Annotated in this window: 9 protein-coding genes; 3 read left to right on the top strand and 6 right to left on the bottom strand. The window is 73.5% G+C overall.

The genetic code is table 11. The features are described 5' to 3' along the window. Window positions 1-178 precede the first annotated feature (178 nt). From HUT16_RS39500 to HUT16_RS33520, 3 genes are all read left to right on the top strand, one after another. A complete protein-coding gene (locus HUT16_RS39500; RefSeq protein ID WP_303392149.1) occupies window positions 179-5,008 on the top strand; it encodes a toxin glutamine deamidase domain-containing protein in 4,830 nt (1,609 codons plus the stop codon). A 305-nt stretch (window positions 5,009-5,313) separates the two neighbouring features. Then, entirely contained in the window at window positions 5,314-6,798 is a 1,485-nt protein-coding gene (locus HUT16_RS33525; protein ID WP_176191765.1) for an SUKH-4 family immunity protein, read from the top strand. A gap of 47 nt (window positions 6,799-6,845) precedes the next feature. Continuing rightward, a complete protein-coding gene (locus tag HUT16_RS33520; protein WP_176191764.1) occupies window positions 6,846-9,140 on the top strand; it encodes an SUKH-4 family immunity protein in 2,295 nt (764 codons plus the stop codon). A 134-nt stretch (window positions 9,141-9,274) separates the two neighbouring features. On the opposite strand, the gene HUT16_RS33515 is transcribed toward HUT16_RS33520, so the two are convergent. From HUT16_RS33515 to HUT16_RS33490, 6 genes are all read right to left on the bottom strand, one after another. Further along, window positions 9,275-10,153, bottom strand: coding sequence for a geranyl diphosphate 2-C-methyltransferase (locus HUT16_RS33515; protein ID WP_176191763.1), 879 nt, complete (start codon window positions 10,151-10,153; stop codon window positions 9,275-9,277). A gap of 85 nt (window positions 10,154-10,238) precedes the next feature. After that, the gene (locus tag HUT16_RS33510) at window positions 10,239-11,642 is read right to left on the bottom strand and encodes a family 2 encapsulin nanocompartment cargo protein terpene cyclase (RefSeq protein WP_176191762.1); all 1,404 of its coding nucleotides are present in this window, start codon (window positions 11,640-11,642) and stop codon (window positions 10,239-10,241) included. 560 nt (window positions 11,643-12,202) lie between these two features. Beyond that, complete coding sequence (locus HUT16_RS33505) at window positions 12,203-14,650, bottom strand: glycoside hydrolase family 9 protein (protein ID WP_254898112.1); 2,448 nt, start codon at window positions 14,648-14,650, stop codon at window positions 12,203-12,205. 444 nt (window positions 14,651-15,094) lie between these two features. Then, window positions 15,095-15,283 carry a hypothetical protein gene (locus tag HUT16_RS33500; protein WP_176191761.1) on the bottom strand — a complete coding sequence of 63 codons (189 nt, stop codon included), beginning with the start codon at window positions 15,281-15,283 and terminating at the stop codon, window positions 15,095-15,097. A gap of 24 nt (window positions 15,284-15,307) precedes the next feature. After that, entirely contained in the window at window positions 15,308-15,919 is a 612-nt protein-coding gene (locus tag HUT16_RS33495; RefSeq protein ID WP_254898111.1) for a cysteine hydrolase family protein, read from the bottom strand. A 170-nt stretch (window positions 15,920-16,089) separates the two neighbouring features. Continuing rightward, window positions 16,090-17,343 (bottom strand): MFS transporter, encoded by a 1,254-nt coding sequence (locus tag HUT16_RS33490; RefSeq protein ID WP_176191759.1) that lies wholly within the window; start codon window positions 17,341-17,343, stop codon window positions 16,090-16,092. Window positions 17,344-17,385 lie beyond the last annotated feature (42 nt).

Here is a 17,385-nt window from a genome sequence, read left to right as displayed (position 1 = left end):
GGATTGACTGAGTGTTGACTCCGGACACCGGAGCCTTCCTCCACCGGCCCTGCCGGGCGCACCGGGACGGGCCCGAATCCGGCCCTCCCCCGTGCGTCGCACGTCGTCCGACGCTGGTACCGAGAGAAGAGAGTTCGCTCGCGCGAACGCTGCCAAGGGGGATTGGCCTGTGTCGCTCATGCTGCCCGACAGCCTTGAGTGGGTCCTGGAGATGCTCGGCTTCGACTGGCCCAAGGCGGACGAGGACCGGATGCGCGAATGCGCGCAGGTCTGGCGGGACTTCGCGGACCAGGTCGACGAAGTCAACTACCAGGCGCTCGCCGCCGCGAACAGCGTCCGCTCCGCCAACGCGGGCGACGACGTCGACGCCTTCGGCAAGGCCTTCGACAAGTTCTCCACCGGCGGCGACGGCTACCTCGCCGACGCGGCCAGCGCCGCCCGGCTCATCGCCATGGCCTTCGACGCCGCCGCGATGATCGTGGTGGCCTGCAAGATCGCGGTGATCGCGCAGTTGGTGATCCTGGCCGCGGAAGTCATCGCGGCCCAGGCCGCCGCCCCCTTCACCTTCGGCCTCTCCGAGGTCGGCGCGCTCGGCGCCACCCAGGCCACCAAGATGATCGTGCGCCGCCTGCTGAAGGAGCTGCGCGAGGCACTCGTCGAGGCGATCCTCGAAACGCTGAAGGACCCGGTCGTTTCGGCCGTCCAGGGCATGATCAGCGACCTGATCTCGCAGACCGTCAACCAGAGCTTCGGCGCGCAGGACGGCTACGACCTGGGCCGCACCGCCAAGCGCGGCACCGACGACTTCAAGGACTCGGTCAAGAACGCCGGCCAGACCTTCACCGAGTCCCTCCGCGACGGCGTCGGCTCCCGCGCGGGCGGCCACGTCCGCAGCGGCCTCGACCACGCGGCCGGGCACGGCGGCAACGGCTCCGACAGCGGGTCCGGCTCCGGCTCCGGCTCCGGCAGCGGTAACGACAGCGGCAGCGGCAGCGGCAGCAACGGCGGCGAGAACGGGACCGGGAACGGTAGCCGCAGCGGCAGTGGCAGTTCCGACGGGAGCAGCACGAGCGGCAGGTCCAACGGGTCCAGCGGGACGGGGTCGACCGGCTCCACGGGATCGACCGGGTCCACCGAATCCACCGGGTCGACGCACTCCCCCAACTCGTCCGGTACGTCCGGTTCTTCGGGCAACTCGCACCCCTCGTCCACCGGGGACGGCGGCCCGTCCGGCCACCTCGCCTCGAACGGCAGCACCGGCGGCAACGGCTCCGACGGCACCGCGTCCGGCTCGCACCCGGACTCCGGCACCAGCGGCGGCAACGGTCCGACCCGTGCGGCGAGCGACAACGGCCGCTCCAACACCTCGCTGGACCCCTTCGGCACCCGGCTCACCACCGACCAGCCCCCCGCCCACACGGGCGACAACAGCGGTGCCGGCCAGCCGAGTTCGAACACCCCGCCCCACACGTCCACCGACAGCGCCCCCCGTCCGGACACCAGCACGGGCAACAACAGCAGCGCCAACAACGGTGCCGACCACCGCCCGCCGTCGCAGGACACCCCGCAGCACACGACTGGCGACAGCGCCCCCCGTCCGTCGCACGACGGCGCGGACACCCGCACCGACCACAGCACGACCACCGACAACGGCACCACCCGCCCGACCCACGACACCGCCGACCACCGGCCCCCGACCCACGACGGCGCCGACACCCGTACCGACGGCAGCAACCACCCCACCGGCGACAACAACAACGCCCGGCCGCCCCACGACGGGCCGCGCCACGACGGCGCCGAGACCCGCACCGACCACAGCACGGCCACCGACAACGGCACCACCCGCCCGACCCACGACGCCGCCGACCACCGGCCCCCGACCCACGACGGCGCGGACACCCGCCCGTCCCACGACGGGCCCCGGCACGATGGCGCCGCCGACCACCGAGCGCCGCACGAGGGTCCGCGGACGGCTCCCGACTCCGCGCCCGCCCCGACGCACGGCCCCGGTTCGGGTCACGACTCCGGTTCGGGCCACGGTCCCGACCGGCACGGGGACGGTTCCGGGTCCACGCCGTCGCACCACGGCGACGGGCAGGCTCCGCACCGGGGCGACGACTCTTCGCAGGGTGGGCCGGTGCCTCCGCAGCGGCACGAGTCGGGCGCCGAGAGTGCGCCGGACCAGCGGGGTCCGGTGGGCGGCGGCGGTGCGGTGCCGCACGGTGGCGGGGTGCCGCACGGCGGTGGCGGGGCGGAGCCGCGTCACGCGTCCGCCGGTACGCCTCCGCACGGGCCCGCTCCGGCCGCCGCGTCGCACCACGACCAGGACGACCGGGGGCCGGCCCGTCCGGCGTCCGTCGAGACCGCCTCGGTGGCCGTCGCCGACGCGCCGCCGAGCACGACGTCCCGGCCGTCCGGGCCCGACAGCGGCCCGGCCACCCCGACCGCCGGCCCCGCCTCGACCGGCCCGGTCTCCACCCCCGGTTTCGGTGGCGTCCCGACCGGCGGGGCCCACACCCCGGGCACCGGCAGCACCGGCACCGGCCCCCACACCGGGGGCACGACGCCGAACGCCGGCCGCCCGGCTGACGGGCCGTCGGGCAACCGCCCGAACGGCGTGCCGCCCCAGTCGACCGGCAACAACCGTCCGGACGCCCCGGTCCGGCTCGGCCAGCAGCCGTCCGGCGACCGCCCCACCCGGACGCCCGACGCCACCACCCGTCCCACCGCCGACCGTCCCGGCACGGACCGGCCCGGCACGGACCGGCCCGCCGCCGGACCGGCCCCCGTGCCGCACGCGGACCGTCAGACGCCCGACGCCGGGCCCGAGCACGGCAAGAACGACACGCCGTCGCGCCACGACGATCCGGCACGCCACGACGATCCGGCGCGCAACGAGAACCCGTCGCAGCACGAGAACCCGTCACACCACGAAGACGCGTCGCACCACGACACCCCGACGGACTCCGACACCCCGGAGAAGGGGGACGCGCCGGCCAAGGGCGACCACGACTCCTCCGTGCCGCCGCACGAGCGTCCGCTCTCGGAGAGCCGGCCGCACGACGTGCCCGGCGGTCTGGCCCCGGTCGACCCGCGGCACCAGCAGGACCTGGAGAGCCGGGTCCCGCGGAACCCGGACGGCACCCCGCAGCGGCACCCGGACCCGTACGGGGACTGGCCGGGCGCGGTCAACGGCGACGGCCACCGGGCGCCCGGGCGGGACAACAACTGCCTGGACGTGGCGCTCTCCAGCGCGGACACGTACAGCGGGCGCCCGACCGCGGCCGCCCCGCGCAGCGACGACGGCACCGGTGACGGCGAGCACGGCGGGCGGGCCCGGGCGGAGGACCGGTTGGGCGCGCCCTTCCGCGACCTCGGCAACGGGGACCAGGCGTTCCACCGGCTGGAGGACCAGCTCCGGCAGTCGGGGCACGGTTCGCAGGCGGTGATCGTCACCCAGGACGCCCACGGCCGGGCGCACGCCTGGAACGTGGTCAACCACAACGGCCGGATCACCTACCTGGACAACCAGACCGGTCAGCGCGGCGACCAGCCGCTGCACAACGGCGACCACGGCGTGTTCGCGGTCCCGCTCGACCGGGACCGCCGCCCGATCCCGTCCGACGGAACCACCGGGCCCGACGGGAGCACCCGGCCCGACGGCACCTCCTCCGACCGCGACACCGACCGCCGTCCCGCCGACCCCGCCGGCAAGCAGAAGAACGAGGCCGAGCACGAGGGCCCGGCCACCAAGAAGCAGAAGACCGACGACGACCCGACCGGGGACGGCTCCACCGGGAACCACCCGCCGCACCACACCTCTGACCCGGACGGCCCGGAGGGCTCCACGCCCTACGGCCAGGACCAGTCGAAGGACCACACCCACCGCAACATGCTCCCGGACGCGCAGCAGCAGGCGCTGCGCCAGCGGGAGAACGCCGAGGTCCGGCAGTGCGACCTCGACGTCGCGCACCAGTTCCTGCTGGACCGGGCCGAGGACAGGTCGCTCGGCGACTTCCTCCAGGAGACCGCGGACCGGGTCAACGCCAACGCCAAGCGCAAGCCGGACGAGCCGTTCCAGCTCGGCTTCGACCAGAAGGAGCTGTTCCAGAAGCTGCCCGGGCTGGAGCACCTGGACCGCGACCAGCGCGGCGCCGTCCTGGCCGAGCTCGGCCGGATCAGCATCGCCGTGCACCGGGACTACGCGGTGGGCGCCAGCCCGGAGCACGTCACCCACCCGTACGACCACGCCGACCCGAGCAAGAACGACACCCGCCACCTCGACGAGAAGTCGCGCGGCGTCGACCTGCACGAGCGGCACGACTTCTGGCGGAGCAACCGCGGCAACACGCACATCGAGAACCTGCCCGAGGGCACCAAGCTCCGGGAGCCAGACCCCGGCTACCTGGTGCGCGAGCACCTGATCGAGCAGCACACGGAAGAGCACGGGTCGACCGAGAACGAGGCCGCCAGGACCGTCCGCAAGGAGACCGTGAAGGCGGTCAAGGGCGACCACCGGCCCGACTTCTCGGGGAAGAACTTCGCCGTGATCGAGACCAGCGACGGCAACGGCAACGTCCGGTACGTGATCGACACCTCGATCCCGACCAACGGCTTCTCCTGGCCCTCGGCGCACTCCGAGCCGCACCTCGGCAACTGGATCGACCGGCTGAACGAGCGCCAGAACACCGGCGACTACACCATCTCCCACCTGTGGACCGAACGGGAGCCCTGCGGCGGCGGCCAGGGACACGGCCACTGCTCGGCGTACCTGACCTCCAACATGCCGGGCGTGGACGTGGGTTACGGTGTCGGGTACCGGAAGGGCGAGATGGCGCCCGGCCACCAGACGGAGGCCGAGCGGGAGGCCGCGGCGACGGGTCTGAAGCAGGACATGCAGGACCACCTCAACCGGGTCGGCGACCTCTGGTACGAGCTGGCCCGCACCGGCGAGCTGAGCCCGAACCGTCCGCGCAACCAGTACCAGCCGGCGATGGACCTGGACTGACCCGGGGGTGGAGGCCCGACCGGTGACACCACATCAATGACCCGATATCGATGACTGGCCATCGGTGACCCGACATCAAATGTCGCGTCACCGATGGCCAGTCATCGGTGACGCGACATCAGGGACGCGACATCGATGATCAAGCATCGGTGATCAGGCATCGATGACGCCACACCGGTGACACCACACTGGTGACGTCTCATCGATGGCACCACACCGGTGATGTCTCATCGGTGATGCCGCACCGATGACGCGACACCGATGACGCCCGACGCCACGCCCGACCAGCACCACGGAGAACGCCCATGACCACCGGACCCGAGCCGACCCCCAGGCCGGACCGCTCGTTCCTGCCCGCCGAGCTGCCCGCGCTGATCGAGGACCCGCTCTTCCTCGCCCAGGTCGACCGCACCCGGCTGCTCGCCGGCATGGCGGAGTGCTGGCCGGACGGGGTGCCGGCCGGCACGCTGGCCGAGGACGTCCACCACCTGGACCGCCTGGGGGTGCGCCCCCCGGCCGAGCGGCACGGTGAGTGGCTGTCCTGGCTGCACCTGCTGCTGGTCAGCCACGGCCGGGCGGACGACGCGGCGGTCCTCGCCGACGCGGGGTACCGGCTGCCGTGGCGCACCGTGTGGTCCCGCTGGGTGCCGCCGGGCGCGCGGGCGGCCCGCCCGACCGGCGGCGGGCGGGTCGTGGCGCTCCGGGTGGTGGAGCACGAGGACGCCCCGGTGGTGTCCGTCCACGAGCAGTACGTACTGGCCCGGTTGGACCGGATGGAGCCGGACGACGAGGACGGCTACTACGAGTACGCGGTCGACCTGGCGGACGGCGCCGTCCTGGCGGGGCCGCAGCTGTTCCGCCCGTTCGAGGCCGACGACCTCCCCGACCCGTACGAGCCCGTGCTGCCCGAGGACCTCCCCGAACTGGGGGAGGCGGTGCTGAACGGTCCGGACGGCTGGGACGACGAGACGGCCGGGCTGCCCGCCGCGCCCGAACAGGTCGAGCACGCCGTCCGGGTGGACCGGCTGGCCGTGTTCGGCGGCGGCTGGGGCTGCTACGCGGTCGAGCTGCACACGGGCGGCGACCCGGACGAGAGCGAGGGCGGAGACGAGGACCGGGACGAGGACACGGACGGGGACGGGAACGAGGGCGCGGCGACCGGGCCCTTCGTGGACGGGTCCGCCCCGGCGGTCACCGCGCTCGCGCCCGCCGGGCTCCCGCCGGAGGCCCGCGAGCCCGACCGGGAGTGGCTGGCCCGGTACTACGGCGCCGACGCGCTGTGGACGTCCGACCCGGCCGACCTCCCGGCGGGCCTGCGGCACGAGCCCACCCGGCGGTTCCTGACCGAGGTCGGCTTCCCCGCCGTGCGCCACCCGCTGCTCGACTTCAGCTCCGAGACGCTGGCGGAGAAGGGCCTGTCCGAACTCCGCACGGCCGACCTGCACTCCCCCGAGGACCCCGACTTCGCCGGGCTCGGCGAGCACGCCTACCTGATCGCCACCGACAACGACGGACTCACCCTGATCACCGTGGACGGCGAGAGCGGCCGGGTCTCCCGCTACTCCACCGAGCGCTGGGAGGGCGACTACTACGGCGGCGTCATGGCCTCCTCGGTCGAGCGGTTCGCCGCGCTGCTGCGCCTCTACGCGACGTACTACCGCGGCGCCGACGAAGCCGCGCTCGCCGACTCCGGTCGGCAACTGCGGGACTGGGCCCTGGAACTGGACCCGGTGGTGGCCCGCTCCGACTTCTGGACCGAGGTCTTCCAGGACCGGGAGGACTTCGTCTGACCACCGGGAACGGCGGCCGGACCGAGCACGGCGGGCGGGCACCAGCAGTGAGCGAGCGGGCACAGGAGCCGGAGCAGGGCGTGGACGGGAGCCCGGACGGGAACGGGCGCGCCGGGGCCTCGGTGCCGGACACCGTACGGAACGCCGCGCAGGACGCGGCACAGGACGCGGTGCGAAACGCCGTCCGGGACGCCGTCCGGGACGCGACCGACTGGCTGCGGGAGACCGGCCCCGGTCTGCTGTACGTGTGCGGCGCGGCGGGCAGCGGCAAGACGTCCGTGCTGGCGGCGCTGGCGGAGCGGTTCCCGGAGGCGTTGCTGGTGGACACGGCCGGGCGGAGCGGCGACGCGGTGGCCCGGGGGCTGATCGAGGGCGCCGGGGTGCGCAGCCGGGGCGCGCAGTTGGACTTCGGCGGCCTGGTCCGGGCGCTGCGCAAGGAGCGCAAGCCGCGCGTCGTGCTGCTCGCCAACCCCCAGCTGGCCGGTTCGCTGGCCTCGGGCGGGGAGCGGGAGCTGCTGCGGTGGATGGTCCGGTGGCTGTCGATCGGCGCCTCCGAGGGCCGGCTGCGGCTGGTGGTCGAGCAGGACCGGGTGCCGGTGTTCGCCGACCCGGAGCCGACGCGCTACCGCAGGACGGTGCTCACGCTGCCCGGCGGGGGCGCGGCGGCGGAGCTGCGGGCGTTCGAGGCGGCAGTGCCGGCCGGGGCCCGGGCGGCGCTGGTCGCGCTGGCGTGCGCCGAACACCACCGGGTGCCGGTCGAGGGCTGGGCGGCGCTCTGCCGGGCTGCCGGAGTGACGGACGTCGCGGATGGTCAACTGGCTTCCTGGGCCGAGGAGTTGCCCTGGCTGGTCGCGGACGGTACCGGGGTGGGTTTCGCCTCGCCCGCCCTCGCGGGGGCGCTGCGGGAGGCGGCGGGCGACCTGACGGCGCTGCACGGGCGGATGACCGACGCGCTGCTGGGCGCCGCCGGTACCGCCGCGCTGCCGGAGTGGGCGGCGCGGGCGCTGCCGGGGCACGCGGCGGCGGCCGGACGGTTCGACGCGCTGCTGGCCGACGCCCGGGCGCTGGCCCGAATCCCGCAGGACGCCCTGCTGGAGGGCGTCCGGGGCGGCTACCCGGACGGCGTCGCGCCGGGGACGGACGCGGCCGCGCTGCACCACCTGGGCGGCTACGGCCTGGCGGGCGTGCCGCACGGCCACTGGGTGGCGCACCTGGCGCTGGACGCGTTCACCCGGGGGCGCCCGGAGCGGGCCCGGCTGCTCGCCGAGTCCTGCCCGGAGCCGCTGCTGTTCCACCCGGTGTGGGCCGACTGGCGTCCCCCGGGCGACTACGACCGCCTGCCGGCCACCCGGCACGAGTCCGACCTGGAGAACCTCACGGCCGTCGAGGTGGACGGCCGACCGGCCGTGCTGCTGGAGGACGAGCGGGGGGTCCGCTTCGTCCGGGACGCCGGGACGGGCGAGGTGCTGGCCGGTCCGCTACCGGGGGACGCCGAGCCGGACACCGGCCCGGACGCCGGGCTGCGGACTGCCCCGGGAGCCGCCCTGGTGCTGCGTCAGAAGTGGCACCGCAGCGAGGTGCACGACGCCGACGGGAAGCCGCTGGGCGTGTTCCACCACCCCGAGGCGGGGTACGCCGTCGCGGTCGGCGGCCTGGTGGTGCTGGCCGACTCGCGGGGCGCGTACGCCGTCGAACTGGACGCCGGGCTGCTCCGCGCGGGGCCCGAACAGCGGCTGGTGCCGGTGATCGGCGGCCCGGGCCGGGTGCTCCCCCGGCCGTTCGACCCGGCGGCGGTCGCCGACCTGGCCGGGCTGCTGGCCCGGGCGTTCGGCCCCGGGCAGGTGCACCGGCTGCGGGCGGACGAGCTGCCGGCGGGGGTCGTCCACGGCCCGACCCGGCGGCTGCTCACCGAGGTGGGCGTGCCGTCCGTACCGGACCTGGTCGGCCTGTGCCTGGAGCCGACCGGCCCGGACGCCTTCGCACCGCACCCCTGGGAGTCCGTCCCGGAGAACGAGCAGCCCGCCGGGAGCGGTCCGTTCCTGTCCCTCGGCCGGTGGATGGGCGCCCGGCTGCTGCTGGACGGCGCCACCGGCCGGGTGCTGCGGATGCTGCCGGCCGGTTCGCCGGACCACGCCCACCCGCGTGCCCCGCTGGCGGGCAGCAGCCTGGGGTCCTTCCTGACCATGGTCGCCCTCCAGCAGCACTACCTCGCGGTGTACCGCACCGGCGGGCCCGATCGCCACGGCGTCCTCGGCGAACTGGAACTCCGGCTGGCCGGTGTCGACCCCGGGGCCGCCGGCGCCGACTGCTGGCAGTACGTGTCGGAGCCCTTCAACTGGTGACGGCCGCAGGACCGGTGAAGGTCCCACCGGGGAGCGCTGCGAGCCCTCCTCGGGTGGACGCGCCGGGGACCGGGCCCGGCGATCGGCCCCGGTCAGACCCAGTCAGGCCCGGGCCAGACCCGGTCAGACCCGGGTCATACCCGGTCGGCCGCGATCAGCACGTACTGGAACGAGCCGTCCTTGTAGGACTCGATGAAGGCCTCCTCGATGCCGGTGACCAGCGAGGAGGTGGCGCGCAGCTCCCAGTAGGGCAGCGTGTCGGGGGTCAGGTCGATCACGGCCTGCGGGACGAGCCGGTTGTCGGCCATCGCGCGCAGGTACTCGCGGCGGGAGTGGATGTTGCACTCGAAGTGCGCGTTGATCTGCGAGACCCACTTGGAGGGCTGGCCGTAGCGCGGGTTCCAGCAGCCGGTGATGGTGACGTAGCGGCCGCCGACCTTGAGCACCCGGGAGTGCTCGGCGAACAGGTCGTGCAGGTCGACGTACATGCTGGACTCGTTGTTCCACGAGCCGGACATCTGGCCGTTGGCGAACGGGGTGTCGAGCATGTTGCAGACCCGGGAGCGGACGTGGTCGGCGATGCCGAGCTCCTGGACGCGGCGGTTGCCGAACTCGGCCTGGGTGCTGGACAGGGTGACGCCCTCGACCTTGCAGCCGAAGCGCTGGTGCGCCATCACCATCGAGCCGCCGCGGCCGCAGCCCGCGTCCATCAGGGTGTCGCCGGGCGCGATCGGACCGAGGTGGTCGAGGAGCACCTCGGCCTGGGCGGACTCCAGCCGGTGCAGCTCGGCGATCAGCTTCTTCTCGTACTCGCTGTCCTCGGGGGTGCCGAGGGCCCCGGTGTCGATGGCGCCGATGCCGTAGTGGTGGTGGTAGAGCCCGTCGACGTCGCCCAGGCGCAGGTTGACCGGGCGGGCCTCGTTGTTCCAGTAGCGGGCGATGTCGCCCTGGTAGGCGGTCGCGGGCGCCGGAACGAACGCGGTGGCGGAGGTGCTGAGTTCGGTGCTGGTCATCTGCAGGTGTCCGTTTCTCACTGGGTACTGCTGGCTGTCACTGATCGGTGCGGGGTCTTGGCGGTCGCTGCCGGCCTGCCGACCGTCACCAGAAGTCGGGCAGGCTGTAGCGGTAGGTGTTGGTCTGGTGCCAGTGGTGGTTGCCGTCGACCCAGGCGGCCACGCCGCGCAGGAAGCGCAGCAGCGGCGGCGCCGGGCAGGAGGCGGCGAGGGCGGCGGCCTCGGTCTCGAAGGCGTGCATCAGCTCGTTGTGGACCTCGACGGCCTTCAGGTAGCCGTCCCGGTCGGAGCGGCCCTCGCGCTCGGAGATCACCACGGGCAGGTTGAGGTGCCGGCCGGGGCTGGCGAGCTCCTTGGTGTAGGAGTACAGGTCGTTGACGATGGTGGTCGCGTTGCCGGCGAGCGCGATGACCCGCTGAGTCTCGGGCATCGCGTGCAGGTCGGCCGGGAGTTCGTAGCCGCCGACGCTGTCGGTGATGGTCGGGCAGGGGCGGAAGTTGTTGAACTGGCGCATCGCCAGGTACTCCCAGACCTCGGGCACGTGGTCGGTCTCGGACCAGGCCGCCTCGGCCAGGTAACCCAGGTGCAGCCGCGCCATGTCGTGCCGGAACCGGTCGGCCTGGGACGCGCTGGCTGCCTCGGTGAAGTACCGCATCGCGGAACGGTAGGCGCGGCGCGGGGCGTCGGCGCCGAGCGACTCCGCCCAGCCCGGGGCGTACTCCGCCGTGGTGTGCAGCGGGTCGAGCGCGGTGTGCGCGAGCAGCAGCCGGCCGCCGAGGCCGACCGGGGAGCCGCCGTGGTCCTCGCAGTAGCAGTCGTCCACCGCGTTCTCGGCCACCATCAGGCGGGTCGCCAGCATCACGTGGTCGACGGTCGGGGCGTCCGGGTGGCAGGCGACCATGTAGCGCCCGACCGAGAAGCCGTCGAACTGGCCCTCCCACTCGTCGGGGAACAGGTCGACCTCGTCGACCGCCCACTCCTTGATCCGGCGGCTGACCTCCGCGACCCGGGCCGGGTCCGGCTCCGGGATCGGGTGGAAGTACAGCCCCGGCACCGGCACGCCCTCCACCGGCACGTCCACCACCGGGGCGGCGGCCTCGGCGACCGGCTCGGCGAGCCGCTCGACGAGCCCCTGAACGGCCTGCTCGACGGCGGCGGGCTGCGGCGGTTCGGTGACCAGGAACAGGCCCTTCGTCCCGAGCCCGCTGGGGCCGCGCAGGATCCGCTGCAACCCGGAACCGGACACCGCCACGGGTGCGGCCTCGACGATCTCGACCGGCGCGGAACTCGCCTCGGCGCTCTCGGCCGGTGCGGCACTCCCGGTGCTTCCGGCGCTCCCGGCAGCACTCCCGGCGGCCGCGGTGGCTGCGGCGAGCGCGGCGGTGAGGGCCGACGCGAAGGGGTCGGAGGGCGGGCCGGAGGGTGACGACGGAGCGGCGGCCGGTGCGGGCGGGGCCTGGAGCGGAGAGGAAAGCCCTGGGTCGGGCATCCGTGACTCCTTACTGGGAGGGGGCGGTCTGGTCAGGGCGGACGGACGCCGCCGGTCGGCCCGGGCGTGCGGGCGTGGTCGACCGACGTACTGGTGCGCTGGCGTGTTGGTGTGGTGGCGTATCGGTGGGTTGGCGTGCGAGCGAGGGCGAACGCTCCTCGGGGAACGAAAAGATGACGAATCGTCAGGACTCGTGAGCGACTCGGCCGGATCTTGAGGAACGCTAACGCTCCGTAGGCGCGCTGCGCCCGTGCGGCCGGGGGTATTTACCTCGATACGGTGATCTTGCGGATCGTGATGTTTACCCGGGCCGCCAGCGACATTTGAGTCAGCCGCCCCGAGTCGCCCCCGAACCACCGGCCCGCGGCACCACCGCGCACCCGCCGCCCCGACTTACCCGGCCGTTTCCGGCCACCCGTTCCGCTCCGCCGCATCCCCTTCCTCCCCCTCCAGCCGCGCGTCCACCGGCCCACGCGAACGCCCCCGCCCCCGCACGACGGCGGGGACGGGGGCGGGACGGAGACCGAGGACAGCGGCGGGGCGAGAGCCCGTCGGGCGGGTCAGGCGTTCGTGCAGGCGGTGCCGTTCAGCGTGAAGGCGGGCAGCGCGGCGGGGGTGCCGGTGGCCTGGAAGCCGAAGGACGCGGTACCGCCCGGGGCCAGCGTCCCGTTCCATCCGGCGTCGGTGACGGTCACGGCCGCACCGCTCTGGACCACCTGGGCGTTCCAGGCGTTGCTGATCACCTCGTTGCCCCGGTACGTCCAGCCCAGCTTCCAGCTGGAGACGGTACCGCTACCGGTGTTGCGCACCGTCACGTCGGCGGTGAACCCGGTGCCCCAACTGCTGCCCACCTTGTAGGTCACCGCGCACCCCGAGACCGGCTGCGGCGAGGCCGAACCCGAAGCGGACGGCGAGGGGGACGGCGACGGCGAGGAGGAGGCGGACGGAGACGGGGACGGGGACGGCGACGCGGAGGTCGAGGCCGAGGGGGAAGGCGACGGCGACGGCGACGAGCCGGTGCCGCTACCCGGTTCGGCGCCCCACTGCGGCACGCCCCCGTCCAGCAGCCGGATGTCGGGCGCGTCCACCGGCGTCGAGCCCGGGACCAGCGAGATGCCCTGGTACGACCAGTCGTTGGTGGGGTCCCAGGCGCCCGAGGAGGCGATCCGGAACTGCACCTCCTTGCGGTAGGCGGACTGCCCGGCCGGGGCGATCACGGTGTTGGAGCAGTCGACCGTGACGTAGTAGGTGGAGCCGGAGTACAGCGTGGGCCCGCTGACGGCGCCGCACTGGTTGTAGTTGGTGGTCAGGGTGATATGGCTCGGGCTGACCCCGGGCTCCAGGGTGAAGTAGTAGCGCAGCGAGGCGTTCTTGAGCGCACGGGCCGGCCAGGCCGACTTGTTGATCAGGTACGCCTTGATCTCGGTGAAGTTGGTACCGGCGGCGTTCACCGAGGCCTGGACGGACATCTCGGGGCCGTCCGGGGTCTCCTTCGGCGGGAAGACGGCGAGCGGGCTGCCGCCGTACTCGCCGTAGAGCCGGGCCAGCGCGCCGGTGAAGGCGGCGTTGTAGTCGGTGGCGACCTCGTTGTTGACGTAGTTGGAGCGGTCGTCGGTGTAGGAGTCGTCGGCCGAGCTGGGGCCGCCGACCAGGGCGCCGATCAGGGTGTGCCGGCTGTTGACGGGGCTGGTGAGCTGGTCGGTCCAGGAGCCGTGGGCGGTGCGGTGGTGCGGGTTCTTCGGGGAGTTGGCGCCGTAGCCGATCAGGTAGCTGGACTTGCGCGGGTTGTCGCCGAGCGCGTAGTCGATCTGCCGGACCGCGAAGTCGTGGTACCTGGCCTTGCGGGTGGGGTCGCCGGTGAGCGTGTCGGAGTAGACCAGCGCCACGAAGGAGGTGTTGGCGGCGTAGCGCAGCGAACCCCAGGAGTCGAGCACCGCCTCGCCGCCCGGCGAGTACTTGACCTGGCTGCCGTTGACGCCGACGGTCCACCAGTCGAGCCAGCGGTTGGCGTCGTCGACGTACTGCTGCTTGCCGGTGAGCTGGGCCAGCAGCACGTAGGCGCCGTAGGACTTGTCGTCCCAGGCGATCGTCCACTTGTAGGACTTCGTGGTGGACTGCGGCTCGGTGGAGAGGTTGGCGTAGTAGCTCTCCGCCTTGGCCAGGTAGCTGCTGTCGCCGGTGGCCTTGTAGAGCCAGATGGCGCCCCAGACCAGCTCGTCGTTGTAGCCGCTCCAGGAGTTGTAGTAGCCCTGGGCGTCCTTGATGCAGTCGCTGTACTTGCCCCGGTAGGTGTCGGCGAAGGTGTACAGCTGCTTGGCGTGGGTGAGCAGGGTCGCCGCGTACGTCGGGTCGCTGTCGGCGAAGACCATCGAGGAGGAGGCGAGCGCGGCGGCCGTCTCCCCCGCGAGGTCCGAACCCGGGCAGGAGGCGTCGATCTTGTACGCGGGACGCGCCATCGGCAGCACCTCCGCCGGCCCCCACCAGGCGTGGTCCGCCGAACCGCTGCCGACCTGCCCGTAGAGCACGTTGGGCGCGGGGTGCGCCTTGATCAGGTAGTCGTCGACGAAGCGCAGGTTGTTCTTCAGGTACGGCATCTGCCCGGAGGCGGTGTAGCCCTGCTTCTCGGCGATCCCGCCCCAGGCCAGCATGGTGGTCGACGCGGCCATTGGGAGGCCGAACTTGACGTGGTCCCCGGCGTCGTACCAGCCCCCGGTGAGGTCCAGTCCGACGTCCTTGCCGTCGTCCAACGCCGAATCGCCGCGCCAGCTCACCCGGTTGGTCGCGGGCAGGTGGCCGGACTGCTGCGCCTCGTAGAACAGCAGCGACTTCTGCAACGCCTCACCGTAGTTGAACGCGGGCGCGGCCACCGCGGTGTCGGCCGCCGCCACGTGCAACGGCAGCAGCGCCCCGGCGGCGAGCGCCCCCGCCGCGACCAGTCCGAGGACGGTACGGCGAACGGACCTCGACGGCCCGGGCCCGGACGAGGCGGGCACGGACCGGACGGGCACGGACCGGATGGGCGGGGGCGCGGGGGAACGGGACATGGCGTCCTTCCGGGGCGGCTGTGGGGGTGGGGGTGCCGATCGGATGGCCCGTGACCTGCTCGGGCGCTGTGGGAGCGCTCCCATATGCGATCGTCCGGGAACGGTGTCGACAGGCGGTGGGCGGCGTCCATGGTGTCCGCGCCGCCACATCCGTGTCAATGCGCAACTTGGAAGTTACAAGCGGGAGTTGACTTCACGACACTGAATGTCCCGACATGAATGCCGTGACACAGGTGACCCGACATGAATGCCGCGACACGGATGCCATGACATGAGTGCTACGGCACGGATGTCGCAACACGGGTGCCATGACATTGATGCTGCGACACAGGTGACGTGACACCGGTGTCGCAACACGGATGCCATGACACGAGCACCGTAGCCGGGACAGGCCCCGGAGGAGACGGCCTAACGGCAGACGAACCCCGCGTACCTGCGCCGCTCCCCCGTCGGATGCTCGACCACCAGGGCGTCCCGTTCCGTCCAGAACCGGCAGCCGGCCGGGATGAACACCGGGCGTTCCAGCACGAACCACCGCTCGATCCGCCGCGCGAGCAGCATGCGCGGGGCGACGGGGCGGTGCTCGGTGAGTTCCACGGGGCTGATCCTGCCAGCAGCGGATCAGGCCATCCGGAGCAGGGCGTGGAGGGCGGCGGTGTCGATGACGTGGGCCCGGGTGGGGAGGACCTTGCGGAGCAGGATGTCGTGGACTTCGGGGTCCGGGTCGGCGACGCCGTCGGACAGGACGTAGAGGCGGTAGTCGAGGTCGGCCGCGTCGAGGACGGTGGACAGGACGGCTCCGCCGGTGCTGAGGCCGGAGACGACCAGGGTGGTGATGCCGCGGGCGCGCAGCTGCCGGTCGAGGTCGGTGGTGGACATGGCGCCGAAGCGGGTCTTCCGGACGGTGATGTCGCCGTCCCGGGGGGCCAGTTGCTCGTGGGGGGCGGTGGCCGGGTCCTCGTGGTGCATGGCGCGGTGGCGGGCCAGCGGGGCGAAGGACTTGTTGGCGTCCGGGACCGCGTCCCAGTCGGCCTCGGTGAAGGCGGCGCGCACGTGGGCGATGGTGCCGCCGTGGGCGCGGACGTCGGCGACGGCCCCCGCCACCCGGCCGAGCAGGGAGTCGCGGTCCTCCCCCTCGGGCACGAAGGCGAGGGTCGCGGGCTGGTAGTCCAGGACGAGAAGCGCGGTGCGGATGGGGTCGGGGGCAGTGTCGGAAGCAGGGGCGGGGTTCACGCGGGGGTCCTCCTCGAACGGTGTGGGTGCCTGGTCGGCGCGGACGCGCACCGGCATACGGGTGACGGGTGACGGGTGACGGGTGGCAGGTGAATGGCGGCGGACGGCGGATGCCGGATGGCGAGTGCCGGATGGCGAGTGCCGGATGCCGGGTGGCAAGTCCCGGCGCCTCAAGCCCGGCTGCGGGACGGTTCCGGCTCGGGGTGCGGTGCGTGCTGGTGCCGGGTGTTGCGGGGCAGCAGGAGCGGGGTGGCCAGGATCAGTACGCCCGCGGCCGCGAGGGCGGTGCGCGGGCCGGTGAAGTGGGCGAGCAGGCCGCCGAGGGCGGTGAGGGTGGCGATGGCGGCCTGCTGGCCGACCGACCAGGCGGTCAGGGTGCGGGTGACCAGGTGGGCGGGGGTGTGTTCGAGCCGGTAGGTGGCGAGCACCGGGGTGTACAGGCTCATGTGGACGATGATCGCCAGCTCGACGGCCATCACGGTGACCAGGCCGGGAACGCCGGGCCGGACGAGGGCCAGGCCGGGCAGCCAGACGGCGCGCAGGGTGCCGACGGTGCGGAAGACGGCGCGTCGGCCGTACCGGGCCACCACTCGGGGCGCCAGCCGGGAGCCGAGCAGCCCGCCGAGGCAGGGCGCGGCGAAGGCGAGGGCGTACTGCCAGGCGGGGAAGCCGAGTTGGCGCAGCAGCAGGACGGCCAGCAGCGGTTCGGTGGCCATGATCAGGCCGGAGACCAGCAGGTTGTTGAGGTAGAGCGCACGCAGCACGGGGTGGCCCAGGATGTGCCGCCAGCCCTCCAGCAGCCCGTCCGCCCGGAGCGGGCTGCGGGCGGACGTCCGCGGTGCCTCCTCCCGGTCGCGGATCGCGGTGATGCCGAGCGCGGAGAGCAGGTAGCTGAGCGCGTCGGCGAGCACGGTGACCACCGGCCCGAGGACGCCGATCGCCGCCCCGCCGAGCGGCGGGCCGATCGCGATGGAGCTCCAGTTGGTGGATTCGAAGCGGGAGTTGGCCACCAGTAGGTCCTGCGCCGGGACGAGCGTTTTGAGGTAGGCGCCGCTGGCCGCGTTGAAGGCGATCTTGGCGGCGGCGACCACGGCCGAGACCACGAGCAACTGGACGAAGCCGAGCCGGCCGAGGGCGTACGCGGCCGGGACGGAGGCCATCGCCGCGCACCGGACCAGGTCCGCGCCGATCATCACCGGCCGTTTGCGGCGCGTCTCCGTCCGGGGCGCCAGCGGCAGTGCGATCAGCGCCCCCACCGCCGGGCCCACTGCCGAGAGCACCGCCACCTGGGCGGGCCCGGCGTGCAGCACCAGGACCGCGATCAGCGGCAGCGCCCCGAACCCCAGCCCGGACCCGTACGCGCTCACCGCGTACGAGGCCCACAGCCAGCCGAACGGACGGCCCAGCCGTCTCCTGCCCACCATGCTCGACGTGCTCCCCTCGAGGTGCCGCTCGGACAAACCGAC

The sequence above is a fragment of the Kitasatospora sp. NA04385 genome, from assembly GCF_013364235.1.
Classification (GTDB): Bacteria; Actinomycetota; Actinomycetes; order Streptomycetales; family Streptomycetaceae; genus Kitasatospora.
Note: the sequence above shows the minus strand (reverse complement) of the source record. Positions and strands in the feature narration are given on the sequence as shown.